The 26,926-nt window shown below is 56.9% G+C and carries 18 protein-coding genes; 6 read left to right on the top strand and 12 right to left on the bottom strand.

The window, feature by feature from the left end:
- Positions 1–4 precede the first annotated feature (4 nt).
- From CLV58_RS09505 to CLV58_RS09520, 4 genes are all read right to left on the bottom strand, one after another.
- Positions 5–1,444, bottom strand: a complete 1,440-nt coding sequence (locus CLV58_RS09505; RefSeq protein WP_106137567.1) for a TolC family protein — start codon at positions 1,442–1,444, stop codon at positions 5–7.
- Positions 1,445–1,945: 501 nt separating this feature from the next.
- A complete protein-coding gene (locus CLV58_RS09510; protein ID WP_106137781.1) occupies positions 1,946–2,671 on the bottom strand; it encodes an NADPH-dependent F420 reductase in 726 nt (241 codons plus the stop codon).
- Positions 2,672–3,009: 338 nt separating this feature from the next.
- Complete coding sequence (locus CLV58_RS09515) at positions 3,010–4,395, bottom strand: sensor histidine kinase (protein ID WP_106137568.1); 1,386 nt, start codon at positions 4,393–4,395, stop codon at positions 3,010–3,012.
- A 2-nt stretch (positions 4,396–4,397) separates the two neighbouring features.
- On the bottom strand, positions 4,398–5,072 hold the full coding sequence (locus CLV58_RS09520) for a response regulator transcription factor (protein ID WP_106137569.1): 675 nt from the start codon (positions 5,070–5,072) through the stop codon (positions 4,398–4,400).
- Between the two features lie 202 nt (positions 5,073–5,274).
- On the opposite strand from CLV58_RS09520, the gene CLV58_RS09525 reads away from it, so the two are divergent.
- The gene (locus tag CLV58_RS09525; protein WP_170108673.1) at positions 5,275–6,222 is read left to right on the top strand and encodes a tetratricopeptide repeat protein; all 948 of its coding nucleotides are present in this window, start codon (positions 5,275–5,277) and stop codon (positions 6,220–6,222) included.
- A gap of 139 nt (positions 6,223–6,361) precedes the next feature.
- A complete protein-coding gene (locus CLV58_RS09530) occupies positions 6,362–7,549 on the top strand; it encodes a hypothetical protein (protein ID WP_106137571.1) in 1,188 nt (395 codons plus the stop codon).
- 25 nt (positions 7,550–7,574) lie between these two features.
- On the opposite strand, the gene CLV58_RS09535 is transcribed toward CLV58_RS09530, so the two are convergent.
- The gene (locus tag CLV58_RS09535) at positions 7,575–8,006 is read right to left on the bottom strand and encodes an RrF2 family transcriptional regulator (RefSeq protein ID WP_106137572.1); all 432 of its coding nucleotides are present in this window, start codon (positions 8,004–8,006) and stop codon (positions 7,575–7,577) included.
- A gap of 179 nt (positions 8,007–8,185) precedes the next feature.
- Here CLV58_RS09535 and CLV58_RS09540 point away from each other — a divergent pair, with 179 nt between their 5' ends.
- The 3 genes from CLV58_RS09540 to CLV58_RS09550 are packed head-to-tail and all read left to right on the top strand — an operon-like array spanning position 8,186 to position 11,653.
- Positions 8,186–8,782 carry a redoxin domain-containing protein gene (locus CLV58_RS09540; protein WP_106137573.1) on the top strand — a complete coding sequence of 199 codons (597 nt, stop codon included), beginning with the start codon at positions 8,186–8,188 and terminating at the stop codon, positions 8,780–8,782.
- Positions 8,779–9,051 carry an ACT domain-containing protein gene (locus CLV58_RS09545; protein WP_106137574.1) on the top strand — a complete coding sequence of 91 codons (273 nt, stop codon included), beginning with the start codon at positions 8,779–8,781 and terminating at the stop codon, positions 9,049–9,051. The genes CLV58_RS09540 and CLV58_RS09545 overlap by 4 nt, the downstream gene beginning before the upstream one ends.
- A 34-nt stretch (positions 9,052–9,085) precedes the next feature.
- Complete coding sequence (locus CLV58_RS09550; RefSeq protein WP_106137575.1) at positions 9,086–11,653, top strand: TonB-dependent receptor; 2,568 nt, start codon at positions 9,086–9,088, stop codon at positions 11,651–11,653.
- A 277-nt stretch (positions 11,654–11,930) separates the two neighbouring features.
- Here CLV58_RS09550 and CLV58_RS09555 read toward each other — a convergent pair whose 3' ends face one another.
- The 3 genes from CLV58_RS09555 to CLV58_RS09565 form a co-directional block, all read right to left on the bottom strand.
- Positions 11,931–13,508, bottom strand: coding sequence for a glycoside hydrolase family 30 protein (locus CLV58_RS09555; RefSeq protein WP_245882286.1), 1,578 nt, complete (start codon positions 13,506–13,508; stop codon positions 11,931–11,933).
- Between the two features lie 82 nt (positions 13,509–13,590).
- Entirely contained in the window at positions 13,591–15,273 is a 1,683-nt protein-coding gene (locus CLV58_RS09560; RefSeq protein WP_106137577.1) for a RagB/SusD family nutrient uptake outer membrane protein, read from the bottom strand.
- Positions 15,274–15,290: 17 nt separating this feature from the next.
- Complete coding sequence (locus tag CLV58_RS09565; protein ID WP_106137578.1) at positions 15,291–18,359, bottom strand: SusC/RagA family TonB-linked outer membrane protein; 3,069 nt, start codon at positions 18,357–18,359, stop codon at positions 15,291–15,293.
- A gap of 280 nt (positions 18,360–18,639) precedes the next feature.
- On the opposite strand from CLV58_RS09565, the gene CLV58_RS09570 reads away from it, so the two are divergent.
- Complete coding sequence (locus CLV58_RS09570) at positions 18,640–22,920, top strand: hybrid sensor histidine kinase/response regulator transcription factor (protein WP_245882287.1); 4,281 nt, start codon at positions 18,640–18,642, stop codon at positions 22,918–22,920.
- A 153-nt stretch (positions 22,921–23,073) separates the two neighbouring features.
- Here the strand turns inward: CLV58_RS09570 and CLV58_RS09575 are convergent, their stop codons facing one another.
- From CLV58_RS09575 to CLV58_RS09590, 4 genes are all read right to left on the bottom strand, one after another.
- Complete coding sequence (locus CLV58_RS09575; protein WP_106137580.1) at positions 23,074–24,549, bottom strand: RICIN domain-containing protein; 1,476 nt, start codon at positions 24,547–24,549, stop codon at positions 23,074–23,076.
- Between the two features lie 388 nt (positions 24,550–24,937).
- On the bottom strand, positions 24,938–25,255 hold the full coding sequence (locus tag CLV58_RS09580) for a TonB family protein (RefSeq protein ID WP_106137581.1): 318 nt from the start codon (positions 25,253–25,255) through the stop codon (positions 24,938–24,940).
- Between the two features lie 70 nt (positions 25,256–25,325).
- A complete protein-coding gene (locus tag CLV58_RS09585) occupies positions 25,326–25,532 on the bottom strand; it encodes a hypothetical protein (protein WP_106137582.1) in 207 nt (68 codons plus the stop codon).
- Between the two features lie 79 nt (positions 25,533–25,611).
- A complete protein-coding gene (locus tag CLV58_RS09590; protein ID WP_146141402.1) occupies positions 25,612–26,925 on the bottom strand; it encodes a hypothetical protein in 1,314 nt (437 codons plus the stop codon).
- Between the last annotated feature and the right edge of the window lies 1 nt (position 26,926).

A 26,926-nucleotide genomic window follows, 5' to 3' on the forward strand; every position in this document is an offset into this window, starting at 1 on the left:
GCGGTTAGCGGGGAAGTTGTTGGAAAAAGGAATCGAGATCGCCGATGGTGGCGGCCCGCAGGAGCAGCGCTCGCCACACGCTGTTGGTTACCAGTGCCTGATCGACTTCGGCCCGGTTCAGCAGGGCGCTCGTCTGGGTCAGCGCCTGAATATTGTCGAGCCCCGATTCGTAGCGCGCCTGCGACTGGATGAATGCCTGTTTGGCCGCGTCGAGTTGAATGGGTGCCTGTTCGGCGCGGGCCTGGGCCAGTTGCAGTTGCAGTACCGCATTCTGACCAGCCGCCTGCAGGTTGAGGGCCTGCTGTTCATACGCCTGCTGGTTGGCGCTGACCCGCTCACGCTGGGCGGCAATGGAGGCCCGTGTTCGCCACAGGTCGGTCGGTCGCCAGATCGCCGTTACGCCGACGATGTAGTTAAACGAACGCAGTGGCAGACCGGCCCCCGGCGACGGGTCGATACGAAAGGAACCGTCGGCCTGCGCCTGTTCGCCGATGCCCGACCCCCGTCCCTGTACCGAACCCAGCAGCGAGACCGACGGCAGTGCCGATGCCCGCAGTACCGTTTCGCCGGCCCGGCCCAGGTCGACGTTTTTCTGGTAGACGCGTAATTGGGGATGCAGGGTAGGGTTGCTGCCGGGTGACAGCGGTAGACGGGGGAGTTGATTGTAAAAAACAAGTGAATCGAGCCGGGCGGTGGGGTTGGGCTGGCCAACCAGTTCGGTCAGGCGAAGCACCTGCTGCTGCGCCAGTTGCTGACTTTCCAGTACCTGTAGGCGGGCGCGGGCCACTTCGGCGTTGGTGACGGCACTATCGATGCCGGGCCGAAGGCCACCGGCCGTACTGGCCCGGATGATGCGTTGCAGCTCCTGCGCCCGTTGCAGGTTGGCTGTTTGCAGCGCCACCGCTTTCTGGGCGTTGAGTGCCAGTAGATAAGCATCGCACACCCGCACCTGATGCGTAAACAGTTCACCTTCGTAGTCGGCCTGTGTTTGTTCGACCGCCAGCCGGGCCTGATCGCGCCGGGCCTGCCGACGCCCGAATGTAACGGCTTCCCAGTCGACGACCATCGACAGCCCGCTGGTAAAAGCCGCCCGGTTGTTGAAGCCGTCGGTACGTACCCCGGAGATGGGTAACAGTAACCCACCGTTGGACACGTACGCTCCCCGCACCTGATTGGACGTTGCATTGAGTGCCTGCGCCTGTAGGCCCGCCTGTGGCAGGAAGCTCAGGTTGGTGACCTGCGCATCGGCTTCGGCCGCCCGGATGTTGGCCAGCTTACCCCGCAGGCTGGGGTAGTTGCTACGGGCGAGTTCCAGCGCTCTGTTCAGCGTCAGCACGTCGGTCCCGGCTGGGGCGGTCTGGGTCGACTGAGCCAGGGTCGTGTTGCCCCCGCCGGTGTCAAGCAGCGTCAGCAGCCCCCACAAATAGATTATCCCCTTACACATATGCCTGAATGAATGGATCAGGGGCAAAGCTACCGGGGCACCATTAGGGGAATATTAGCCGTAGATTAGTTAAGATTAGAAAGGGCCAGCGGTCATCCGGCGAAGAATCTATCTTACAAAATCAGACGTACCATTCGGAAACGAACAAGGCATCGATTGATGGATGGACCGAAAACAGGACAAAAAATACCGGCTCTCTCGCCAATTGAGCGAGCTGATCCGCCGTCACGCCAGCGGTCCGGGCAGTGTCAACCTGTTTCCTGCCTTCCTTCTTGAGGTCGACGCATTGTCAGTTGTAGTGGCTCGTGGTTTGCCTGTTTGTAAGTAGCCATCAAGGGCTAAAGACAAATTCTTTATGGAACCTGCTCACGTATCAATAACAGTCCATCCCGTCGTGATACTAGAAAGCCGCGCCCGTAGAAACTGAGCGCGGCTTTTGTCGGAAGTCGGCGTCGTGCGACAACCGCTCGTTTTCATCAGGGGTAGCGGACCCGACGGTTACTACTGTAGTTTGACGCCCTGAGCCTGCATCTGCTTTTCCAGGGCAGCATGATTGGCCAGAAACTGTGCGTGCTGCTGTTCGGTACGGGTGGTGCCCAGGCTCTCCAGCTGTTGCGCCAACTCCCCGGCGGGTAGATCCGCTCCGTAGGTGGGTGTGCCGGGCTGCTGCCGCCACGATTCGTGCAGGCTACCATTATCGACCGCATCAAAGCCCAACTCGTCCACGAGGGCCATCACTTTCTGCTTGGCCGTGGGGTCGTCGCCGGCAACAGGCAGCGCAATACGGCCGGGGGTACCAGCGGGTTTGCCCGATTTTTCAAGGTGCTCAGCCATAATATTGTTGAACACTTTTACCACGGGCCGACCAAGATGCTGCTGTACCCATTCGCTTTCGGTGAGTTCGCCGTGCTCAAGTTCAGAGAGGTGTCCATCACGCAACAGCGGATAATAATTGCTGGTATCGATGACGGGTACATCGGCGGGTACGCCCTCGAACAGGTCTTTGGGCAGATCGGGAATGTTTTTCAGCGGAATAGTCACCACAATGATTTCACCGTAGTGGGCTGCTTCCGGGGCAGTAACGGGAGTCGCGCCGGTTTTCTGAGCTACTTCCCCCAGCGTTTCCGGGCCGCGAGAATTGGCAATAGCTACTGAATGACCAAGGCTTGTAAGCCGAGTGGCAAGGGCACTACCAATGAAGCCCGCGCCAATGATTCCTATTTTCATTATCAGTACGATGAACGAGTTGTTGGTTAGTGCTTCGCCCAAGTGGGGACTTTAACTCCAGGATAGGCCAATTGTTTGTCAGCTCTCAAAACGCCCGTTTCTGACAGTGTATGCTGAACTTTACCCGATTGAGTCGAAGTGCGTTTTACCTGTTCTCTGATGGCCATCCGTCCTGGCAAATAACCGCTACGCGACAGCGAAAAGCCGACTCAGTTTGACTGGACCCGGTCGTCGGTACAGCCGAACCGTGGACGATGTTTGATGGACTAGGGGTAGCTCGTCACAATCGGTTGATTTAGCGGGGCTTGATTCTGCCACAACAACTAACAGCGGCACAATCAGACCGATTGAACTGGTAAAAGGATGTCGGCGATGGTGCCTCCGCCGGGTCGTGGCCGGAGTTGTAACTGACCGCCGTGCAGGCTGATGATGCGATAGGCGAGGGTCAGGCCGATACCGAAACCGCCAATCGTCTGCACGTTCGAACCACGCACCAGTGGCAGCAGTACCCGGTCTTCTTCGCCGGGGGCTAACCCGATACCCCGGTCTTCGATGCGGATGCGCGCTCGATCCTCGGTATCCATCTCCAGACAGAGCGTAACGGGTCGATTGTCGGAATATTTGGCGGCATTATCGAGCAGATTGAGCAGCGCGGTTCGGAGAAGTTGCGCATTGCCCCAAACGGTGACGGGCGTGGGTTGTTCGAGCATACCGTCGCTGAGTTCGACCGACAGCGACTGCCCCGGTCGTTGCTGTCCCAGCGTATCGGCGGCATCCAGTACAATGTCGACCAGTTCCAGCGATTGCCGGTCGATCTGTGCGTCGACGCCGTCGATCCGAGCGAGCTGTAGCAGGCCGTTCGATAAAGCCGTCAGCTTGTCCAGTTCGGTAATCGCCTGCGTCATGCCCCGCCGGAGACTGTCGATGTCGGTATCGTACAGGACGGACGTTTCCAGCCAGCCTTTTATCGTTGTCAGGGGTGTGCGCAACTCGTGCGACGCCTGCGCGATAAACGAACGCTGATTCTCGACCAGTCGCTCCTGCCGGGTCAATAGCTCGTTGAATGCCTGGGCCAGTACGCCTACCTCATCCCGTGGGTTATCGGGCTGTAGTCGGAATGGCTGGTTCGTGACGGGGCGCTGCAACTGCCCGATCAGGTTGTTGAGCGGCCTGAGCGCCTGTCGGGAGAAAAAATAGCCCACCAGTATAACCAGCCCAATCGCGACGATATTGCCCAGTATGAACAGGTCGCGCAGGTTCCGCTGCCGTTGGTAGCCATCCTGATCGTAAGCGGTTACGACGGCCACATACACCCGTCCGGCGGGGTCGGGCGATACCCCGGCATACGTCAGCGCCACGCCGTCTTTGGGATACAGGTGCCCGTTGCTCTCGTACTGAAAGCGAACCAGCCGCTCCCGCCGGACCCGCTGCCGAAAGGCGGGTGAGGCCACGAAATCGCTGGTCTGCTGACTTTCGTAGATCAGACTGTCGGCGGGCGAAAACACGTACTCTGCCTGCTCCGGCATCGACGTGATGACGCTGCCCGCTACTGAGCCACGAAGGGTCAGCAGTTGTTCGGTCACGCGGGCTTTCCGTTCCAGCCGGTCTTCGATTGATCGTTGGCGAAAGCTGGCGTAAGTACTGTAGACGTAGACCGAAAAGATCAGCAGAAGTCCCGCTACGAGCGAGGAAAACCACAGAATGAGTTTGTGTTTGATCTGCATGACTAGCCCCGCAGCACGTAGCCCATTCCTTTCACGGTATGCAACAGTTTCGGGCTAAACTCTTTGTCGATCTTCTTACGCAGGTAGTTGATGTACACCTCGATAACGTTGGTGTTCGTGTCGAAGTGGAGATCCCAGACTTTCTCGGCAATGTCGATCCGGCTGACCACCCGTCCGTGGTTGATCATCAGGTATTCCAACAGCGCGTATTCGCGGGCTGTCAGTTCGATATGCTGCCCGGCGCGGGTGACCATATGCGCGGCCGTGTCCAGTTCCAGATTGCCCACGCGCAGTACGGTCTTCATACCCGAAAACGCACTATCGCGCCGGGCCAGGGCTTTGATCCGCAGCAGCAATTCGCGAAACTCGAAGGGCTTCACCAGATAATCGTCGGCTCCGGCACCGAAACCGCTTTCTTTATCGGGCAGACTGTCCAGCGCCGTCAGTAGCAGCACCGGCTGCCGGGGCGACTCCCGCTTGATGGATCGACACAGGTCGAAGCCGTTGATGTGCGGTAGGTTGACATCCAGCACGATAACCGAATACATATTGTTGGCTGCCAGTCGTTTGCCCATCAGCCCGTCATAAGCCAGATCAATCTCGTAGCCCTCACTCTCAATCCCTTTTCGTACAAAGGATGCCAGGCTGACTTCGTCTTCAACCAGTAATATTTTCATAAGACGTCCGGCTATGCTACCAGTGGGTAAAGGTACGGTTGCCCGGACAGATACGGTAGTTGACATAGGCTGAATACGGCCTTGTTTACTATTTAATCAGCTATGCCCATAGAAAATGTAGCATCAATTATGGTAACGAATGCTGCGAAAGTTAGTGTGGTTTTTGCTAGACGCATTGCAACCTTATCTATCCCACAGGTCTATGTCCGTAACGAACGCTGAATACTATTTTAGTCAGGGAAATCGTCATTTTAATAGGGGAGAATACCAGCTTGCGATCGATCAATATAAAGAAGCTATCAACGCGAATCCACAATACGCTTCTGCTTACTGCAACACGGGAGTAGCGTTTGCGGAAATGCGCAATCATGCCAGGGCAATCGAATCGTTTCAGCAGGCTGTCACCTCAAACCCCTACGATGCGGTAGCCTTTTACAACATGGGGCTGTCGTACGCCGAGGTAACGAACTACGCCAAAGCCATCGGCGCATTTCAGTCCGCCATTTCGTTAAATACCCGCTACGTCAAAGCGTATTACAACCTGGGCCTGGCCTACATGGCTTCGGGACAATTCGAACCGGCTGTCCATCAGTACCAGCAGGCCATTTCAATTCAGCCAGCCTACGCCAGAGCGCACGTCAGTCTCGGGGTGTGCCACGCGAAAATGATGGATCACCAAAAGGCGGTCGATGCGTTCCTGCACGCTATTGCGTTAAACCCCAGCAACGCCAGCGTGTATTATCAGGTGGGGCTTCAGTACGCCGAACTCGGCGATTACACAAAAGCGGTCAAGAGTTGCCAGCAGGCCATCGATCTGAACCCGCATGAACCGGCTGCTTATTACCACATCGGGCTGGCTTACCATCGGTTGGCGAATTTTGCCAAGGCCGTAGAGTGTTACCTGCAAGCTATCGAGTTGAATGATCAGTACGCGGAAGCTCATTATAATATGGGGCTTGCCTACGGGAGTCTGGGAAACAACGGCCGGGCAATCGAATGCTATCAGCAGGCAATCCAGTTAAATTCCCGGTATGTCGAAGCGCATTACAGCATGGGAGCCGCTTATTACCGGCTGGGTAACTACGCGCGGGCCATTCAGTGTTACGAACTGGGCGATCGCCTGGATCTGCGCGAGTTAAGTCAGGGCTAGGATCGCTGTATGCTGTCTATGACAAAGTCTGGCCCAGTAGCGTAGGTAAGGGAATAGTGTTTCGTAGATTTTATGACTATACGTAGATTTTGTGTTACTTAGGCCGCGTAACGACGCTGTTCTCATCCCCGATACCCGTATGATTCGCTGCTTGCTCCTGTTCGGTATAAGCTGTCTGTTTGTGCGTAGCAGCTATGGTCAATTAACGGTCTTTCAGAACAAAGACGGATACGTATTCACAACCGTGGATGAATACGGGCCGGGTACAATTACGGCGACGAGTTACAAGAAGCTGACTTATGCCGACAGTCCGTTTCTGGCATATCCGATCTGGCAACCGGGTCGGGTCAAGCTGGATGCGCAGGGCAAATACATGGCCTGCGACATTGCGTACAATCTGGTCGAGAATGCGGTGCTGTGTCGGTTTTCGGGCGACTCAACCGTGCAGACCCTCCGGCCCGATCGATTCATCATTGGTAACGAGGAGTTCGTCCGGCAGCGAAACAGAACCGCCGGTACGGATTACAAACTATACGCGAAGGTTCTGTACGACGGCAAAACGAAGCTGCTCCTGAACGTGACAAAGCGACTGGACCCGTACGCGTCTGCGTCGGCCCGAACTGGCTACGAAAAGGAAACGACCATCAACGGGCGCTACACGCTGGAAGAGAAGTATTTCATCCGCAAAGGGGATGCGCGGCCCGAAGCCATCAACCTCACGAAAAATTCCCTGTTGGCTGTCCTGTACGAGCAGGCTGATAAGCTGGCACCCCGGTTGCCGGCTCGTCGCCTTACGTCAGCCGACGTTGTCGCTATTTTACCCTACTACGATAGCCTGATGACTGTCAGTGCTAGCCGGGCGATGCGGTCGGGGGGAGATTCGGTAGCGTACGTGTCGAGTAGTGTGCCGATCAGTAACGACCCGGTGTTTGCCCAGGCCCTTCATCAGCACATCGTCTATCCCGGAGCCGCCTGGATACAGGCCGTATACAGTCGGGTATATGCTGGCTTCGACGTCGATCAGCAGGGGAGGGTCAGGAACGTAACGATTCTGAGTCCTGACAATGCCGGGATGGGCTTTGCCGAAGCGGTCCGGGCCGGGCTGGAAAAAATACCCACCTTAAATCCTACGTTCGCTGGAACGTACGCCTTGCCCGTCGCCTTCACCTACACCAATCAAAAAGAAAGCCGACAACCCCACATTCCCGTCAATCGCCTGCCCGATGATCGGCTTGCCGGGCGTACGCTGCTGGGTGAATTTGTTGTCCCCGTAGTCGTTACCAAACCGATACTGACCAGCCGGGAAGTATGGGGCTATTTCAAATAGTGTCGACCAACCCTGTCGGTGCTGTTCATAACTCAATCGGCGCGACGGCCGTTGCCATATCCCGCAGCGTGACATTTTCGTAGACGGCCAGATTAGCGTCCCGTACCTGCACCATGATCGAGCGGATACGGCAGGTTTCTTCGTTCGTACAGTCGTCGCAGCGCACGTAAAAATTCTTCGAGACGCAGGGGGTAGGCGCTAATGGCCCGTCGATAATCCGCAAGACCTGCGCCAGATTAACGCGCTCCGGCTCCACGCGCAGCATGTAGCCGCCCCCTTTTCCTTTCTGGCTGTGCAATAATCCGTGATTGCGCAGATCAAGCAAAATGGCCTCCAGGAAGCGCTGGGGAATTACCGCTTGCTTAGCTAATTCGCTGATCATCAGCGGCCCTTTGCCATACTCTTCGGTCAGTCGGATAAGGGCTTTCATGGCGTATTTGGCACGTTTCGATATCATGGTTCACTGAAAAATTATAGTTCATCATTTGGAAACGTGGGCAATCTAGCATTTTATTTGCAAACCCTACTACTTCAATAGATTTAAAGTACTATTAGTCTATCTAACACCGGGAGTACTGGGGTTTATCCGAGACACCGTAAAACGAACCAATCGAAACAACAAAAACGACGGAGCATATGACACTGGAATTAGTAAACGAATTGGGCGACATACAGGTACGGGTTGTGAAAGATCGTCAGCCAATCGAGCGGGTGCAGCCGCTGAAAACTGCCGACGCGGCACCGCTTGTCGCTATCGCCAACGTGGGTGGCTACTGGAGCACGGCCGATCGACCGGCCTTCGCGCAGGGCAATGTACTGACGCTGCCCAAACTGGTGAAGCAGCGGCCAGTTGTCGTCGGGTTCTACTGCCCGTGCTGGGGCCGCTACGCCGATCCGTTCCTGACAACGCTGATTGACCTGGCGCATCAGGTCGACCGGGCCGGGGGACAGTTGCTCGTTTTTGCCAACGAACATCCCCGGTATCTGCCCCAGAAAGCGCTACAGGCACCGATGACGCTGGTATACGATGCCGACAAGATTGTTGCCCAGCAGTTTGGCGTCTATGCCGAAACCGACCCGATCTGGGATCGTATCTCGGGTATTTCGGAAGACGTTTACATTCCGGCGCTGTACGTGATCGATGGCAATCAGCAGATTCGCTACCACTTTCTGGATGAAAACTTCGAAGGCTTCACCGACCATACCACACTTTGTAACGCACTAGGCCAATGAATTCCTCCGCACTTGTTTCTCCCTACGGGCAGGTCTTTTTCGACGTCATTGGCTTCGACCGGGTGCAGTTCGTCAGCGATGTGCTGGCGGCTGCTACCGGCTCGGAGCAGGCCCGTATCGCACACCTGTCGTTCGAAGCCGATGGGGTGCGCTCGACCGGGCGATTGACGGTACAGGTAACCGACAGTCGGCAACTGGAGCAGATCGACCGGCGACTCCAGCTTGTCCGGGGGTTGATACGAGTCACTAAACAAACCGCTACCACCTAGCATTCATTACGTTTTTTTTTCAATACAACCTGTTATGAAGTTTTTTTCTACTACGATCCTGCTGCTTGCGTTGCTGACCGCACCCAACTGGCTGATCGCTCAGAATGCCCCCGTTATCAATGCAACAGTCACCGGTACCATAATCGACGCCCGAACGGGAAATCACCTGATCGGAGCAACAGTGACGATCAAGGGAACCACGAATGGCGGATCGACCAACCAGAACGGCCAGTTTACGCTGATTACGGGGCAGAAACTACCATTCACCATCATCGTATCGTACATCGGCTACCAGACGCAGGAGACAGTACTGAGTCAGGACGGGGCCGAGATTAAACTGGAAGAAACTCCCAGTCAGCTTGCCGACGTAACGATCACCTCCCGCCGTCGGCAGGAGTCGTCGCAAAACGTACCCATCCCGATTTCGGTCCTGCGCGGGGCGGTCGTCGACGATGCGGGTGCGTTCAACGTCAACCGCGTCAAAGAGCTGGTACCATCGGTGCAGTTATATTCCTCGAATCCGCGCAATACGACCCTCAACATCCGGGGTCTCGGCTCGACCTTCGGCCTGACCAACGACGGCATTGACCCCGGCGTTGGTTTTTATGTCGACGGCGTGTACTATGCCCGTCCGGCCGTGACAGCACTCGACTTTGTCGATGTCGATCAGATCGAAGTACTGCGCGGACCGCAGGGAACGCTGTTTGGGAAAAACACGACCGCCGGTGCGTTCAACATTACCACGCGGGGCCCCAGCTTCACGCCGGGCGCTACCTTCGAGGTTAGCTACGGCAATTATAACTTCATTCAGGCGAAGGCATCGGTGACGGGGCCACTGAGCCGGAAATTTGCCGCGCGGGCGTCGTTTTCGGGTACGCAGCGTAACGGTACGATCACCAATATTCGCTCGAGTCAGCTGGTCAACTCGCTGAACAACATCGGCTTTCGCGGGCAACTGCTCTACACGCCATCGGACCGGGTACGCATCAACCTGACCGGCGATTATACCGATCAGAAGCCCAACGGCTATACAGTGCTATACGCCGGGGTTGTTCAGACGAAGCGGGCGGCCTACCGGCAGTTCAACAACATCATCGCCGATCTGGGGTATACCGTGCCATCGCCGAATCCGTTCGACCGGATTACCGATCAGGATACGCCTTCGAAGGCAAACAATCAGCTGGGGGGTGTCTCGCTCAACGCCGACATCAAGCTCGGGCCGGGTACGCTGACCAGCACGACGGCCTGGCGCTACTGGAAGTGGGACCCGCTCAACGACCGCGACTATATCGGTCTGCCTGTCTTCACCATCTCGGCGGGTAACTCCAAACACAACCAGTATTCGCAGGAGATTCGCTACGCCGGTACGTTTTCCGAGCGCGTCAGTGGGGTAGTGGGGCTGTACTATCTCTACCAGGATTTGCAGTCGGACCCGGTGCAGACGGAGGAAGCCGGTTCGGCGCAGTGGCGTTTTGCCCAAAGCACGACGAGTGCCCTCTGGAAAACGCCCGGCCTGTTCGACGGCTTCGGCATTCGTACGACCAACCGGCTCCGCAGCACGTCGGCGGCCGTATTCGGTCAGGTCGACTGGGCGGTTAATGACAAATTGCACGTGCTGCCCGGCCTGCGCTACAACTACGACAAGAAAATTGCCAATTACAGCCGGGTAACCTACGGCGGACTGCAAACCACCGATCCGGCACTGCTCGCGCTTAAAAATCTGGTGTATACCAATCAGGCGTTCGATACCGACGTCGACGAAACCAACTTCTCCGGCCAGCTGACGCTACAATACAAAGCCAGCAATCGACTGAACGCCTTTGCTACCTATTCGGTCAGTTACAAGCCGGTCGGTATCAACATCGGCGGTTTACCGACTTCCAACGGCCGGGTGCTGACGGAACTGGCGCGGGTGAATCCCGAAGCCGTGCGCCACTATGAAATCGGCGTGAAGACCCGCCCGACGACGAACACGACATTGAACGTAGTCTTCCACAACAGCGACATTCGCGACTACCAGACGCAGGTGCAGACGCCCGAACCGGGGGTAAACCGGGGCTATCTGGCCAACGCCGAAAAAGTACGCGTACGTGGCGTTGAAGTCGACGGAAACGTTCGGTTCAGCAATACGCTGTCGTTCTACGGATCGGTGGCGTATACCGACGCTAAATACATCACGTTTACCAACGCGCCGGTGCCGCTGGAAGAAACGGGGGGGGAGCAGGCGTTCAAGGATATTTCGGGTGGTGCGCTGCCGGGCGTCTCGAAGTGGGCTGGTTCGGTTGGTGGTGAGGTCAGTGGGGCCGGTAAGTTTCTGGCGCAGGATGGCCGGTACTTCTTTGCCGCCGATACGTACTACCGCTCGTCGTTTTCATCGAGTCCGTCGCCATCGCAATACCTGAATATCGACGGGTACGCGCTGGCCAACGCGCGTGTCGGTTTCCGGGCGTCGAACGGCACGTCGGTATTCATCTGGAGTCGCAACCTGCTGAACCAGAATTATTTCGAGCAGTTGCTGCCCGCGCCGGGCAATGCCGGTCAGTACGGGGCTGTAATCGGCGACCCGCGCACTTACGGCGTTACCCTGCGGTATTCGTTCTAATGCCGGTACTAAACAGCAACGCGGACGTTCCCGACTGGGGGCGTCCGCGTTGCTGTTTAGTACCACTTACAGTCAAGACAAGCTTCATTATGTCTAGGCTATAGCGATTACTTTACCCCCAAAGGGCTGTTGAGTTCTTGATTCGACGATGCTGGTGGCTAAATTTCCTCCGGCCCATTTACCCCCCAGCCCCGAAACGTCGGCCCGGCCTAAAGGGGGAGAAGTTTATTTGCGAAGTGCTCCCCCTTTAGGGGGCTGGGGGTAATCATTGACCAATTTATTTGCCCAAATCACCCACCAGCGTAACGATACTTCGGGCGGGAATCGTTACGGCATCGCCCGCTTTACTGACTGTCGACCGGGCCAGATCTGCCGTTGCCGACGTGGTGTACATGGTTAGTTTCGATGGCTGACTGGTAGAAGCCGAAGGGGTAATCGACTGGGCGACGTTGCCGGCGTTGATGACGACCGTAACCAGTTGACCATCCGTATTCTTGTAAGCAGATACCAGCAGGCCGGCGCTGTTCTGCGTTTGGTCGACGTTGACGCGGACGGCACCGGGGCGAATAAAGCGGCTGTAGTTACCCAGTGCCCACAGCATTTTCGACGGCTGGAACGAGCCATCTGTTTTAGCCTTGTCGATGTAAACCAGTCCGTCTTTGTAGTCGTAAGGACTAATGGCGATCCACCAGTGCCAGGCCGAAACGTTGGCGTTGACCAGATCGTTGTGGATGACTTTGGCGATGTAAATAGCGGGATCGATGCCCAAGTCTTTGCCCGACCCATTGATGTCTCCGGCGTTGTCGCCCAGAATGCAGTATTCCGACATCCAGGTACCGAGATTCGACTGGCCGGCTGCGGTACTGGCCAACTGCTGCCGTTTCTTCACCGCGTCGCCGTACGGGGAGGTCGTGAAATAGCTGTGATAGCCGATGGCGGGTACCAGATTGGTCAGGTTGCCGAGGTAATCGGCGCTCGTTCTGTCGAAAAAGTCGGCGATCTGCGTGCCTTTGCCCTGCCGACCATTGTCGCTGTACAGAAAATCGATCTGACCCGCTTCGGCGATGCTGATTTTGGTGGGCAACCCTTTATTCGTCAGGGCTTTGCTCAGCGACCGGGTGATGCCGGCAATCTGATTATTGAAATACGGCGTTCCTTCCTGCCCGCCGTCGCTCCAGTCCCACTGCGGCTCGTTGACGGGACTGACGTAGTCGAAGGTGATCCCCGTTTTGGTGCGCACGCCCGCGACGACCTCGGCCATAAACTGCCCGTACTGATCGTATTTTTCGGCACTCAGGTTCGGCACTTTATTGCTGGCGAAGCCTTTCCCATTCAGCGTGTACTGCACCGGCGGACTGTTCGGAAAGGCCAGAAAGCTGGGAACACCCCGTTGTTTGGCCGCCTGTAGAAACCACACCTGTCCGGCCTGTTTGTTCCAGTCGTAGGTACCGTCGGCGTTCAGGAACGATTCGGCCCGTCGCCATTCGTCGCCGATGCCGCTGTTGCTGCCCTGTTCGGCCGTTCCCGCGCCGATGTTGAACCGCCACATCGACAGGCCAATACCCTTGGGCTGACCACCGGCCGACGTGTCGCGGCTGAACAACAGGTCGGCGATGGCGTTTCGCTTGGCGTCGGGCCACTGCCCTACAAACTGGCAGCTCCAGGCATCCGATGCGCCGAAGTGATTGATTGTCTGAAACGTTTTGGTGGGGTCGATCGTGACGGTAATGCTCGTCGTTGGCGTGGGTTTGGGCGAATTATCGGCGGGTGTTTTAGGTTGACAGCCGCCCATGCTGAGCAGTGGATAGCATAATAGGAGCTGAAGAGTCGAGCGAAGGGTACTGGGAATAGCCATAGGATGAGCGGATGATAGAGCGAGCCGCAAACATAAAAATCCCTGCGCCAGAACGTAGCGCAGGGACTGAAATACGGGTGATTTAATAACCGGGGTTTTGTTCGAGTTTGTTGTTCGACGCCTGAATCTCGGCTCGTGGGATTGGCAGCCAGTACTGCTTGTCGGTAAAGCTCCGGCCGGTCAGGGCTTCCTTGCGACTGTAGGTGTACGCTCCGCTGCTATTCTTACCGATTTCAACACCGTAGGCCGGTACGTTTTCGGTAGTCGGTGCAATCTTCCAGCGTCGTACGTCGTAGAAGCGATGCTCCTCGAACGCCAGCTCAATCCGGCGCTCCTGCTGAATGCGGCTGCGCATCTGCGCCTGCGTCAGGCCGGTGGGCAGGGCCGGCATACCGACGCCCGTCCGCTGCCGGATGGCGTTGACGGCTGCGTAGACCGATGCATCCGGACCAACGGCTTCGTTCTGCGCTTCCGCGTAGTTCAGCAGTACTTCGGCGTAGCGGATATAAATCCAGGTCTGCGTACCGGCGATGTCCCACGGGTTGTCGATCGGCAGCGTGTCGTCCATGAATTTCCGCAGGTAGTAGCCCGACTTCGAGGTGTTCCAGTTCGAGGGGCCGTCTTTGCTGTCTTTACCACCCGGCGTGAAGGTCTGAATCGTGCTGCTGCGGTAAGTCGCATCGTTGTACAGAATCGTCGCGTAGAAACGGGGGTCGCGGTTTTTGTACGGATTCTTGGCGTCGTAGCTTGTGTTGCTATCGCTGATTTTGGTGCCGTCGATCATCTCGTAATCGTCGACCATGTTTTGCAGCGGTACGTTGCCACCCCAGGCGTTGTAGCTGTTGGGGCCGTTGGCAATCTCCAGACAAACGTGCCGGGCACCCCGCGCATACAATCGGCCGAAAATGATTTCGTTGTTGTCGTTCGACGTGAAAATCTTGCCATAGCCGCCCGTGTAAAGACTATACTTGTTCAGGTCCATCACTGCTTTGGCGGCCGCAGCGGCTGCCGTCCAGGTCGACGCGCCGTTGTAGAGGGGGCTTGCTCCGTAGAGTAACAAGCGGGCCTTCAGGGCCAGGGCCGCGCCTTTCGTTGCGCGACCCAGTTGCCAGTTGCCGTCGTTGCTCTGCGGTAACAAGGCTGCTGCCTGATCGAGCTGCGCCACGGCGTAGTCGATACCCGACTTGATATCGGCGCGGGTGAACAGCGCCTGACTGGTCAGGTCGTCGCCCAGTTCCGACACGTTGTCGCCGACGAGGACCACCCGGCCGTAGTTGCGGATCAGGTCATGGTAGCGGTAAGCACGCAGGAACTTCAGCTCACCCGTCAGCACCTGCCGGCGGGCGTCGCTCATGGTTACTTTGCCGATGTTGTTCAGCGCGTAGTTGATTTCGCGGATGCTGCGGTAACTACGCCCCCAGAATGTACCGGCAATACCCGTGTTTTCGGGCGCGATCTGTCCGCGCTGAATCAGCCAGGTGTTGTCGTCGTTGTTGTAGATCGACTCATCGGTTACCGACGACCACAGCGCGTATTCGAAGCCACGACCGAAACCGGGCAGCGTACCCTCGGCTTCCTTGTCGGTCAGCCGGGCACCCATGTAGCGGTTGATGATATAATCTTCGAACAGATTGGCGTCGGTCAGAATCGCGGCATCGGATACCCGGTCGGTCGGGGTGACGTTCAGGAAATTGTCGTTGCAGGACGTCAGCCCGAGCGTCAGCGCCAGGGTGGCGGTCAGTATATGATTGGTAAATGCTTTCATGGCGTTGGGATGCAGGCTTAAAACTTGACGTTCAGACCCAGGTTGATGATGCGCTGCTGCGGATAGAACTGACCGCTGCCGTTGTTACCTTCGGGGTCGTAGTCTTTTACGCCGGTGATGGTGAAGAGGTTAAAGGCGTTGGCGTACACCCGCACACCCGACATTTTGATCTTCGACAGGGTTGCTTTGGGCAGCGTGTAGCCAAGCTCGATGTTTTTCAGCCGCACGAACGAGGCATTGTTCAGCCAGAAGGTGTTGTTGTACAGACCACCGTTGATCGACGACGACGCCCGCGTATCCACCCGTGGGTAGCTACCGTCGGTGTTCGTCGGGCTCCAGCGATTGGCCGCCCAGCTGTTGTAGAAGTTGCCAACCTGCCCCGATTCCGGCAGTACGTACTGACTAACCAGCCCCTGTCCGGCGATAACCATCGACAGATCGAACGGGCCGTAACCGACGTTGGCCGTCATACCGTAGGTTAGGAGGGGAACGTTGCCGTAGGGCGTCCGTACCTGATCGTCGGCCGTGATCTTGCCGTCGCCGTTGTAGTCTTCCAGAATCAGGTCACCCGTGCGGGCACCCGGCAGGTGGGGGTATGCGTCGAGATCGGCCTGCGTGCGGAAAATGCCCCGCGACCGGTACAGCAGGTAGGTATACAGCGGACCACCCGTTTGCCGCTGATACGGCAGCAGACCGGGCGCTTCATCGATGTTGATGATTTTGCTTTTGGCGTAGGTCACGTTCCCCGACAGGCTGTAGCGAATGGTACCGGCGTGGGTGTAGCCCAGCGTTCCCTCGAAACCGCTGCTGTTGACCCGACCGATGTTTTCGCTTGGTACCAGCGGGTCAGAACCGTAGGGGTTTACGATACCCGACGTGTTCGGAACCGATGCGTTGCGGTTGGCCAGGATGTTATACCGCTGCTGCTGGAAGTAGATCAACTCAAGGTTGAAATGCTTCAGGAATACCGCGTTCAGACCAATATCGGTTTTGCGGGCTACCTCCCAGGTAATGTTGGGGTTGGCCAGCTTAATCAGGTCGATACCGGGCGTGATGACGTTGCTGCCCAGCACATACTGGTTGTTGAACGAGTAGTTGTTGTAGTACTGGAACTGACCGACGTTGTCGTTCCCCAGCGTACCGTGCGACACCCGAATTTTCAGGTCGTCGAAGAAGCGGACACTGTTCTTGAACCAGTCTTCTTCCGAGATGCGGTACCCAGCCGAGATCGAGGGGAAGAAACCGTACTGATTGCCTTCGGGGAAGACCGACGAACCGTCGAGACGAGCCTGCACTTCGGCCAGATACTTCTCTTTGTAGTTGTACGCCAGTCGACCAATCACGCTTCGGCGGGTAAAATTGTAGCTGCTGCCGGAGTTGGTACGGTCGGTCGCAGCGGCCCCACCCTGCGAGAGTTCAGGCGTCGTCGGCGTAGGGAAATTGATCCGGCCGGCACCAAACGTAACTTCGTTACGCTGATTCTGCTCGTAAGCGACGAAGGCGTTGACGTTGTGCGCATCGAACTGCCGCTGGTAATTCAGCCGAATGTTCTGCGTCAGGTTGGAGATGTTGGTCTGGCTTTGCGTCAGCGATGCCAGACCGGCCGAGCCACCCGTCAGGACCGCGTTGTAGGCGTTGGTCGTCCGGTCGTAGTTGTACAGCGTGTACGGAATGCTGAACGACTTGTTGAAATTGAACGACTTATCGATTGAGAAGAAACCGTCGACCGACAGACCCTGTACGAACGGCAAGTTATAGCTGGCCCGCAGAATCCCGTTGAAGATAGAAGTGGGGTTCACGGTCGTTCCGCCGATGTCGGTACCTAGTACGGCCGGGTTGCTGTTTTCAACGCCGGTTGAGTACAGACCGTTGGGAAACTGGGCCGGTACCGTCGGGAACGCGCGGTAGATTGAGCGGAAGGTGTTACCCGCCGACGAGATCGGGAAGTTCCGGTTCTCCTGACGGCCGTTCAGCAACAGGCTCACCCGGAAGTCTTTCGTGATGTTCGCGTCGACGTTCGAGCGGAAGTTGTACTGCTTGTATTTCGTCGCGCCGTTGCGGTACAGACCGTCCTGGTAGATGGTCCCCAGCGACACATAGTATTTTACGTTTTCCGTACCGCCGTTGATGTTCAGGTTCTGCTGGTTTTGCAGCGCAAACGATTTCAGCGCGGCCTTCTGCCAGTCGGTGTTGGGGTAGCTGATCGGGTCGGACCCGTTGCGGAACTTCTCGATTTCGTCGGCCGAATAATGCTGGTTCAGACCACCCGACGGGTTGTTGTAGTAGTCGATCTCGTTCAGGATCGTCGCGTAGGTGGGTGCATCGGCCAGCTTGGGCAGGCGCGTCGGCGAGGTAAAGCCCTGGTTGTAGCTGTACGAGATAACGGGTTTGCCCGTGCCGCCCCGCTTGGTCGTCACCAGAATAACCCCGTTGGCTGCCCGGTTACCGTAAACGGCTGCCGACGCATCTTTCAACACCGAAACACTTTCGATATCGTTCGGGTCCAGACGATCCAGGCCACCGACCTGTCCCGGAATACCGTCGACGACAACGAGCACATCGTTGTTGCCCGTCGTGCCGAAGCCCCGGATGGTGTAGTTCGATCCGTCGTAGCCCGGTTCGCCACCCCGGTTGTTGGCAACGATACCCGAAAAACGACCGGCAAACGAGTTCGACAGGTTGGGCTGCGGACTCTTGACCAGATCGGCCCCTTTCACTTCCGAAACCGAACCGGTCAGCGTCGCTTTTTTCTGCGTGCCGTACCCCACCACGACGACTTCGTTCAGGGTCTTGTTATCATCGGCCAGCGTCACCGTCAGCTGCGTCCGGCCATTGACTGCTACTTCCTGCGTGGTGTAGCCGAGGTAGCTGACGACCAGTACGTCGTTGTTGTTGACGTTGAGCGTGAAGTCACCGGCAGCATTGGCCGTTGTGCCCCGGGTTGTGCCTTTCACGAGCACGTTGGCACCGGGAATTCCCTGATTCAGCGCGTCCGTAATCTTGCCCCGTACCGTCAGCGACTGGGCTAGGGCGGCATTAGTCACTCCCAACAGCAGGAGCCAGACTAAGCGTAGTCTTATAGTCATAGTTTGATTTGGTTATAGAGGTCACGACGTCGTACTGCGATTAGATCGACGTTTATACCTACCACTGGTTTTTGTGCAAAACTAAATCGCTATAACACAGAAGCCGGGGGTGAAACTGGCCGAATAGGGGGGGCTAAACGACCAACTGGTTACCAAGGTACGGTTGAGCAGGCCTTTTCTTTTGCCGAATGCCTTATCACTGAATCCGTAAAAACTGGTACTTTTATAGGTCTTAGTTGTCGGGTGCTGGTAAGCCAGTAGCGGCTTCTAGTACTTCGATATGTTTCATCAACGGATAAAAGCGGCAAAATCAGGCCATGCGATGAATGGCTTCGTCGGCCAGTTACTGGTTGCGATGCTCCTGCTGGCGAGCAGCCTGGTTAGCTACGCGCAACAAGACCCGGCTCAGTTGCGCTTCGACCACATTACGGTGAATGATGGGCTGTCGCACAGCGACGCGATGGCTGTCGCGCAGGATACGCAGGGCTTTATCTGGGTCGGTACCAACAACGGCGTCGATCGCTACGACGGCTATCGCATCAAACCCTACCTGCTGCCCATCGACAATGCCAACGGCTTATCGAACAACCGGGTCCGGGCCTTGCACGTCGACAGCGCGGGGGGCTTCTGGGCCGGTACCGAGGGCGGGGGTATCAGCCTGTATCGCCCCGACCAGGATCGCTTCGTGCGACTGGATGAGACCGAGTTGCCAGCCGCCGACCGAACCGTGTACCAACGACTGACCCGCTCGGAAATAACTACCATCAGCAGCGACCGCCGGGGGAATCTGTGGGTGGGTACGCGCGGACAGGGCCTGTTCCGGCTGACACACCAGCCCGACGGGCAGCTTGCCGCTGTTGCCCAGGTGCGGCTACCGAAAGCGACATCCGATCAGGTCGAAATTACCGAGCTGACCCGTGATTCGGCAGGCACGGTCTGGATTGCGACGCTCGATCAGGGTTTGTACCGGGTACCGGCTACCGAGTCCCGGCCCGTGGCGACACTGGCGTTACGGCTGGCATCGTACCAGGTGCTGACACTGGCCCTCGATCGGCAGGGCGACCTGTGGGTGGGTACCAATAATGAAGTGCTCTGGGTACCCCGCGCTGAACTGAACCGAACAACCATCGGCCGGGTGGAAACGGTAACGCATACGTTTCGTAGTATCGGCTGTCTGTACCGCGACTCGTTCGGGCGACTTTGGGTCGGTACGGATTTCGGGCTAACCGTAGTGCCGCTGCAAACAACGGGTGGGCAGGGACCGCGTATCATGGGGAAGGTAACAACCTTTCAACCCCACGACGACGACCCGCATGGAATCAACTCGGGGCGGATTCACGCCATTCTGGAAGATCGATTTCAGGTGCTTTGGCTGGCGGTGTCGGCCGACGGGCTGAATAAGGTCGATCTGCGGCAAAAACCGTTCGGGCACCTGCACCGGCAACCCAGTCAGCAGCCTACACTGCCCAACAACTACGTCAACGCTATCTACAAGGAAGAAAAGCGAAATCTTCTCTGGATGGCGACCCGCAATGGGTTTTCCCGCTACGACCTGACCCGCAAAACGTACCGCAACTACCTCAGCAATTCGCTGCCCGGCAACGTAACGGGCATCGACGGGTCGTGCCTGCTACAGGCGTCCGACAGTACGCTGTGGATGGGAACGCGCTACGATGGGCTGTACGCATTACGTCGGCGGCAGGGACGCGACGTGCTGACGGCTTACCCGCTGTCGTCGGGGCCGTTTCGCCATATCGAGAGCATGACCGAAGACCGGTTCGGAACCGTATGGCTGGCGACATTCTACAATGGGCTGGTACGCATCGATCGTACTGGGCGGGTACTGGCGCAGTATACGCCGGAAAAGGGGCCGCTGCCTACCGGTCGGTTTACGTTTTTGCTCTACGACAAAACGACCGACGTGCTATGGGCCAGTACGAAAGACGCCGGCGTGTTGAAACTGCGCATTCGTCCCGACGGGCTGGACCTGCTCAGGCAATATGCCCACGACGAGCACAATCCCAGCAGTCTGCGGGTCAACTACGCCTGGCCGTTGCTGAAAGACCGCAGCGGTACGATCTGGGTCGGTACCATTGGGGGCGGCTTACACCAGATCATTCCGGGAAAAGACGGCACCGATCTGGTCCGGCCCTGCACCGACTGGCTACCCGATAGCGATATAGAGAGTCTGCTTGAAGATCAGCAGGGGTACATCTGGTGTGGTGGGTCGGGTCTGCTCAAGATTAACCCGCGCACGCGGCAGCTCCTGCGTTACGACGTGGTCGACGGGGTGCAAAGCAATTCGTTTAAGATCGGCGCGGCCTGGCGGGCTAATAACGGAACGTTGTACTTCGGGGGTGTCAACGGGGTTACCTACTTTCAGCCGCAGCAGATTCAGCCCAATCCCTACCCGCCGGTTGTACGACTGACGGGGCTGGCGCTGGCCAACAAACCCGTTGCCATCGGCGAAATGGTTGGGGGGCGGGTGCTTATTCCCGAAGCACTCGACAAACCACAGGTCATCGAAATCCGCGACAGTGAAAATGACTTTTCTCTCTCATTCGTCGGACTGAACTTCGCCAACCCCCGCAAGCACCGCTACGCGTACCGACTGGTCGGGTACAACGATGACTGGGTCCGACCCGCCGACGGGCAGCGCACGGCTACCTTTGCCAACCTGCCCGCTGGCGACTATACGTTCATGGTAAAAGGCGACAATGGCGAAGGACGCTGGGCGGTGAAGCCCGCTACCCTGCAACTGCGCATTCTGCCGCCCTGGTGGAAAAGCTGGTGGGCCTACCTGCTGTACACCGTGCTGATCGGCGTCGCGCTCTGGGTCGCCCGGCGTATCCTGATGCAGCAGCAGGCGCTGAAGAGCAAGGTGGCTTTCGAGCATTTCCAGTACGAAAAAGAAAAGGAACTGACCGATCTCAAACTGCGCTTCTTCACGAACGTATCGCACGAACTGCGCACCCCGCTGACGCTGATTCTGGGCCCGATGGAAGAACTGGCGCAGTCGGCGGCCCGGTTTGCCGAATCAAAAGATAAAGTATTGCTGGTCCATCAGCAGACCCGGCGGCTGCTGTCGCTGGTCAATCAGCTGCTGGATTTTCGGCGGGTCGAGTCGGCAGCTATTCCGCTGCGTGTAACCCAGCAGGACGTGCTGGCCTTTCTGACCGAGCTATTTCTGATGTTTCGGCTCAAAGCGGAGGAACAGCAGATTCAGTTTACGTTCGAAATTATCCGGGTGGATATGCACGACCGCGAGCCGGCAAGCGACGAACTACCGATTCCGCTCTTTTTCGACCGCAGCAAGCTGGAAGTAATCGTTATCAACCTGCTGGCCAACGCGCTGAAATACACGCCGTCGGGGCGTCGGGTTAGTCTGCGGGTTACCGTTTGCGGAAGTCCCGACCAGCCGGCCCACTACGCAGCGGGGAAGCTGACGGACCATTATCTGCAAATCGACATCTGCGACGAAGGGCGGGGGATGGCCCCCGAAGAACTGGACCGTATTTTCGACCTCTACTACCAGGCGTCGCAGGCCGAAACGATCCGGCTGACGGGTTCCGGTATCGGGCTGTCGCTGGTCAAGCAGTTTGTCGAGCGGCAGGGCGGAACCATTGCTGTAGAAAGCGAACCCGGTCAGGGGACGACCTTTACCGTGCAGCTTCCGTTCGGCTCGGCGCACCTCTCACCCGCTGATCTGTCGCCCGATAATCCGCCGGTTGACGAGCCGACTTCCGAACCGGTACTGACGAGTACGCCGGCACCGGCTCCGTTGCCAACACAACGGCTGCTGATCGTGGAAGACAACGATGACGTGCGTCACTACCTGGTCAGCCTGTTCACGGCCAGCTTCGACATCATCACCGCCAACGACGGACAGGCCGGGTGGGAGCAGGTGCTGCACCAACTGCCCGATCTGGTCATTAGCGACATCATGATGCCCCATCGCGATGGGCTGGACCTGTGTCGGCTCATCAAGCAGCATCCCAAAACCAGCCATATCCCGGTGGTACTGCTGACGGCCCGCGTGGCGGCTGCGCACGAACTGGAAGGACTGGAAACGGGTGCCGACGACTACGTAGGGAAGCCGTTCAACCCTAGTCTGCTGGTGGCGCGGGTGACCATGTTGCTGACCAACCGCCTGAAACTGCGGCAGTACTACCAGCAAAACCTGCTGCTGCAACCGGCCAACGTCGTCATTCCCGACGCCGACCGCCTGTTTCTGGAGAAAGCGATGAGTCTGGTCGAAAGCAACCTGACTACACCCGATTTTTCGGCCCAGTGGCTGATTCGCGAAATGGGCATGAGCCGGTCCGTATTTTTCCGTCGGCTAAAAAGCACCACCGGGCAATCGGTTATCGAGTTTATCAACGACATCCGCATGAAGCGGGCGGCCCAGTTGCTGAGTACCGGCGGGCTGCGTGTGTCGGAGGTCTGCGAGCTGGTCGGCCTGGAAGATTTGAAGCATTTCCGCAAAGCCTTCCAGCAACTCCACGGCGTATCGCCCTCCGAGTACATCCGGCAGCACCAACCCGATTCTACGTCGGCATAATCAACCACTGGAACAAGGCTACTATTTTTTGTTATTCCGACGTCAGGAGGAATCCGTAGTGAGCGGAAATCAATCGGTTGCTACTGAAGAATCCCCCTGGCGTCGGAATGACAGAAATGCTTGTTTATCGGTTACTAAACGGCTGGTCGTTACTTACTGCTGCACGATCTGCCACTGCTGATTGGTGCCTCCGTTGGACGGCCACTGAATGATCGAAGCCCCGTTTGCCGTCGACCCCTGGTTGACATCGAGCGCCAGACCACTGTTGCGGTTCACCAGCCGATAGTATCCCGTACCGACGTCGGTGATGATCCATTCCTGATTGGCACCGTTGTTTTGCTGGTACTGAATGATGCCCGTTCCGTTCGCCGTCGATGCCTGATTGACGTCGAGCAGTTTGGCGCTATTGCGGTTTTTGAGCGAGAAGTTGGTGTTCAGACTGCCAAACTGCCACTGCTGGTTGGTACCCCCGTTGTACGGCCATTGAATAATAGCTGCTCCATTGGCCGTTGACGCCTGATTCACGTCGAGCACCTGACCGCTCTTGCGGTTGACCAGCCGATAATAGGCGCTTGTGGAGAACGACGGCGTTGGACCACCCGAACTGGTAGTAAGGCTCCAGCCATATTTCAACCGGTTCAGCCCCGTTGCATTCGTAACCGACAGACTGGTACCGTCGAACGTGGTGATGCTGTAGGAATCGTTGGTGCGCAGGCCCGGCCAGTAGACGCCGGCTACGCCCCGGTTGTTCATCAGGTCGGTAATAGCTTGCAGATACGCCACTTCACCGTCTGAAGCCAGTGCGTTGTAATTTTTGCCGGTTGTCATGGGACAACCAAATTCGGTGATGATCGTACGACTAGGGTAATTTATGTCCTGTCCGAAGCGAACATCCCAACCATTGACCGTTTGAATTCCCGTGTTGAAAAAGGCATAGTTGTGGTAGCCCAGCAGGCAACCATCGAACTGCGTATCGGAGCCAATGCTGTTTACGTCGGTACAGTAACCAGCCCCGCCCAGCACGATGCGCCCCCGAGGAACCGATGAAAAACGATTTAGCCAATCATTGTAAAACGTTTTAAGCTCAGTCACGCTATAGCCGTGTGGTTCGTTCATCGGCTCGAAATAAACATTGGCCGTTGTGCCGTACTTGGCAACTACCGTCTGCCACAGACTCCAGAACTGGTTGTAATCCGTGATCTTCCCGTTGGCGGCAAACGATGTGTTCTCCCAGACAGCCAGGATAACGTTCATGTTGCGGCTCAGTGCTTTATCGATTGCGCCCTGATACGACGACCACCAGGCCGTCGATACCGTTTGCGGATTCAATGGTAGCCGGACAGTATTGATGCCCAGATTCTGAAAGCCACCCAGTACCTTGTCGGCTGTTGTTTGCACACCTGCGTACGTTTCCGAGCCCGTTAGTCCGCTCAGTACCAACTTGTCATTGGCGAAGTTATCACGCTGATCGGCCCAGTTGGCTCCCACGATTCCATTGACACCCGCCCGTGCTCCGGTCGCCTTAGCGGCTTGGTTCTTCGTTACATCTTCCTGTTTTACGGCATCATACGGCTGCTGACAGGCTAGCAGAGTAAGTAAACAGCCCACGAATACAATAGCGCTTTTCATGATGATAAAGTGGTTTAGTTGTGCGAATAAGTTAAATTTTTTGTTGATACAGTACAATTATAGGGCTGTGTGACCAAACAGAATGGGGCATTTACGACCAAAACAGCGGGCATAAACGGTCAAACTACCGAATGAGTATAGGGATGGCGGCTCCGGCCGGTAGGCGCGATCGTTAAATGACTTCTCGTCAACAGGGGGGATGCCCTTGTGCTAATGAATGTTCGTTCTAGAAAGAAGAATCATTCCTGAAGGTTGGTGACTGCACTACTCGTGGTACGGCCGATTGTAGCATCAGCGTATCGGTAAAAGCCCTTGTCAGTCAACAAGAAAGCCCGATCGCATCGACCGGGCTTTCTTGTCGGAGACTCACTGACGTTGGCTGCTCTTGTCAGATCGCACACTGACCACCTGGAATAAAAGTAACCGGCAACACCATTTTAATCGGCGCAGGCTGCCCGGCTATTGTACCCGGTTGCCAGACAGGCATTTCTGTGACAAGGCGTACGGCTTCCTGATCCGCTTCCGCACCACCACTTGCCAGAATCACGCACTGGCTATCAATTACTTTACCGTCTGTATCGACTACAAATTCGACGAACACACTTGGTATCGCCGATTGAACGGCCCGCTTATTGGCTGTGATATAGTCCTGTAGCGCCGTCATCCCGCCGGGAAAGACCGGGTAAACCACATTGTCTGGTACCATGCTGTTTATGAATAGAAGTAGACGGTAATTGTAACAGGTTCAACACAGGCACCTGCCAAATTGGAGACGCTCAATGCCGCAACCAATCACTGACATTTTTGGGACGACGGTCGAGCCAACTGTACCAGAAAGCCAATACTACGTTGATTAGTAGTCCCGTCAGGGCAATACAGAGTTTTCCCCGCAAGTTGGTTGCCCCCCAGTAAACGACAGCGGAGATCGGAATGACCAGTGTCATCACAACCGTGATGAGCCATTTGATAAGTGTGGTACGCATGATAGTCTGTCGTATGATCAGGTCTGTCAATAAGCGGATACCGTACGCTGTATACTGTCGCTCTGGCACGATTACGACCCTACAAATGATCCGGTTGTTTGGCACCGTTCCAGACGATATTGCCCCAACGGACAGCGGGGCTGGCAGAATAGAGGTAGTTTTTGGTAAACGGTTCGTTGCCGAAGTAGTTGTCGGACTGCCCGTTTTTGATGGCTTTGTTCGTCCAGATATGCAGGTTACGGACTGTGCCCGAGCAGCTTTTGTCGAAGGAGAGGGGTTCGTAGCGGGGGGCGGCTGTCGCCCGTTTGCGCGACCAGTTGCCGCCATCGATTACAACGTTTCGCTCATCGCCAAATTCGGCTACGTAATGGCTACCCGTGCATTCCAGGTTGACGTTGAGAAAACGAAGCCCCGTACCGTGCTGCAACTGTGCGTGCTGCCCGCCAACGTGCGTACCGCCCGCCATGGTAACGGCGTCGGCGTAGAAGGCGTTGATGACTCGGCCCGACACCGTGATGGCCCCGCCCGTGATGCGCCCGTCCTGCGCGGATTGTCCCCGGCTGCCCCCGTCGCTCAGGCTGATACCGGTCGACCGGATCAGTTGATTGTCGGTAGTTTTGACTACGCGCTGACTGCTGATTCGGGGGTTGGCTACGGTGAACCGGCGTGTGCCAACCAGTTCGATGCCTAACAGGGTGTCGATGCAGACTGGGTTGGTTAGCGTAACGTCGGCAATGTCGCCGGAAATTGAAAAGCCCATGCCATGCGTGTTGGCGTAGTCGGCGATGGCCGTTCCGCACTGTTCGGCGCGGCAGTTAATAAAGCGCAGCTTGGTAATGCGCGGGTCACCGTCGTTTTTATGACTCAGCAACTCGTAGCCCATCCGGCCGGCGGAGGCTGTGCAGTGCTGAAACGTGATGTTGGTAAAACGAGCGCCTTTGTTGCCAACTGCTGACCAGGCATTCATACCCACCGCATTGTAGTTGCCGTTTTTATGGCCAATGAACGTACAGGTATCGAAAAGCAGGTTGTTGATGTCGCCTTCCTCGTTGCAATAGACCAGAGCCGTCGGGCTGGTGAGCGCCTGCGAAACGAACGTGATGTTGCGCAGGGTCAGCCCCTTGCTGATGCTGTGGATCTTGACCAGTGCGCCACTGCTGCGTTTGCCGGTGAATACCGTACCCGCCGTGCCGATGAGTTCGACGTTTTTCTGAATGACAAGCGGCTTGTCCGGGTCGGCCGAGAAATCGTATTCGCCGACGAGTACAAAGCGCTCGCCCGGTGTGGTCGACGCATCGATAGCGGCCTGAATGGCGGCTTTGGTGCGCCCTGCAATGGGCTTCCCCATGGGAAAAGCGCCCGGCGGAATGGGTAATAGATCAGACCAGTGCATA

The organism is Spirosoma oryzae (assembly GCF_003002825.1).
GTDB classification, from domain to species: domain Bacteria; phylum Bacteroidota; class Bacteroidia; order Cytophagales; family Spirosomataceae; genus Spirosoma; species Spirosoma oryzae.

Excerpts from the sequence above, each read along its gene's own strand:
- CLV58_RS09585 (WP_106137582.1), bottom strand. The coding sequence starts at position 25,532 with ATGCGTACCACACTTATCAAATGGCTCATCACGGTTGTGATGACACTG.
- CLV58_RS09570 (WP_245882287.1), top strand. The coding sequence starts at position 18,640 with ATGTTTCATCAACGGATAAAAGCGGCAAAATCAGGCCATGCGATGAAT.
- CLV58_RS09515 (WP_106137568.1), bottom strand. The coding sequence starts at position 4,395 with ATGCAGATCAAACACAAACTCATTCTGTGGTTTTCCTCGCTCGTAGCG.
- CLV58_RS09590 (WP_146141402.1), bottom strand. The coding sequence starts at position 26,925 with ATGCACTGGTCTGATCTATTACCCATTCCGCCGGGCGCTTTTCCCATG.
- CLV58_RS09555 (WP_245882286.1), bottom strand. The coding sequence starts at position 13,508 with ATGGCTATTCCCAGTACCCTTCGCTCGACTCTTCAGCTCCTATTATGC.
- CLV58_RS09505 (WP_106137567.1), bottom strand. The coding sequence starts at position 1,444 with ATGTGTAAGGGGATAATCTATTTGTGGGGGCTGCTGACGCTGCTTGAC.
- CLV58_RS09550 (WP_106137575.1), top strand. The coding sequence starts at position 9,086 with ATGAAGTTTTTTTCTACTACGATCCTGCTGCTTGCGTTGCTGACCGCA.
- CLV58_RS09540 (WP_106137573.1), top strand. The coding sequence starts at position 8,186 with ATGACACTGGAATTAGTAAACGAATTGGGCGACATACAGGTACGGGTT.
- CLV58_RS09535 (WP_106137572.1), bottom strand. The coding sequence starts at position 8,006 with ATGATATCGAAACGTGCCAAATACGCCATGAAAGCCCTTATCCGACTG.
- CLV58_RS09520 (WP_106137569.1), bottom strand. The coding sequence starts at position 5,072 with ATGAAAATATTACTGGTTGAAGACGAAGTCAGCCTGGCATCCTTTGTA.
- CLV58_RS09545 (WP_106137574.1), top strand. The coding sequence starts at position 8,779 with ATGAATTCCTCCGCACTTGTTTCTCCCTACGGGCAGGTCTTTTTCGAC.
- CLV58_RS09575 (WP_106137580.1), bottom strand. The coding sequence starts at position 24,549 with ATGAAAAGCGCTATTGTATTCGTGGGCTGTTTACTTACTCTGCTAGCC.
- CLV58_RS09560 (WP_106137577.1), bottom strand. The coding sequence starts at position 15,273 with ATGAAAGCATTTACCAATCATATACTGACCGCCACCCTGGCGCTGACG.
- CLV58_RS09580 (WP_106137581.1), bottom strand. The coding sequence starts at position 25,255 with ATGGTACCAGACAATGTGGTTTACCCGGTCTTTCCCGGCGGGATGACG.
- CLV58_RS09565 (WP_106137578.1), bottom strand. The coding sequence starts at position 18,359 with ATGACTATAAGACTACGCTTAGTCTGGCTCCTGCTGTTGGGAGTGACT.
- CLV58_RS09530 (WP_106137571.1), top strand. The coding sequence starts at position 6,362 with ATGATTCGCTGCTTGCTCCTGTTCGGTATAAGCTGTCTGTTTGTGCGT.
- CLV58_RS09525 (WP_170108673.1), top strand. The coding sequence starts at position 5,275 with ATGTCCGTAACGAACGCTGAATACTATTTTAGTCAGGGAAATCGTCAT.
- CLV58_RS09510 (WP_106137781.1), bottom strand. The coding sequence starts at position 2,671 with ATGAAAATAGGAATCATTGGCGCGGGCTTCATTGGTAGTGCCCTTGCC.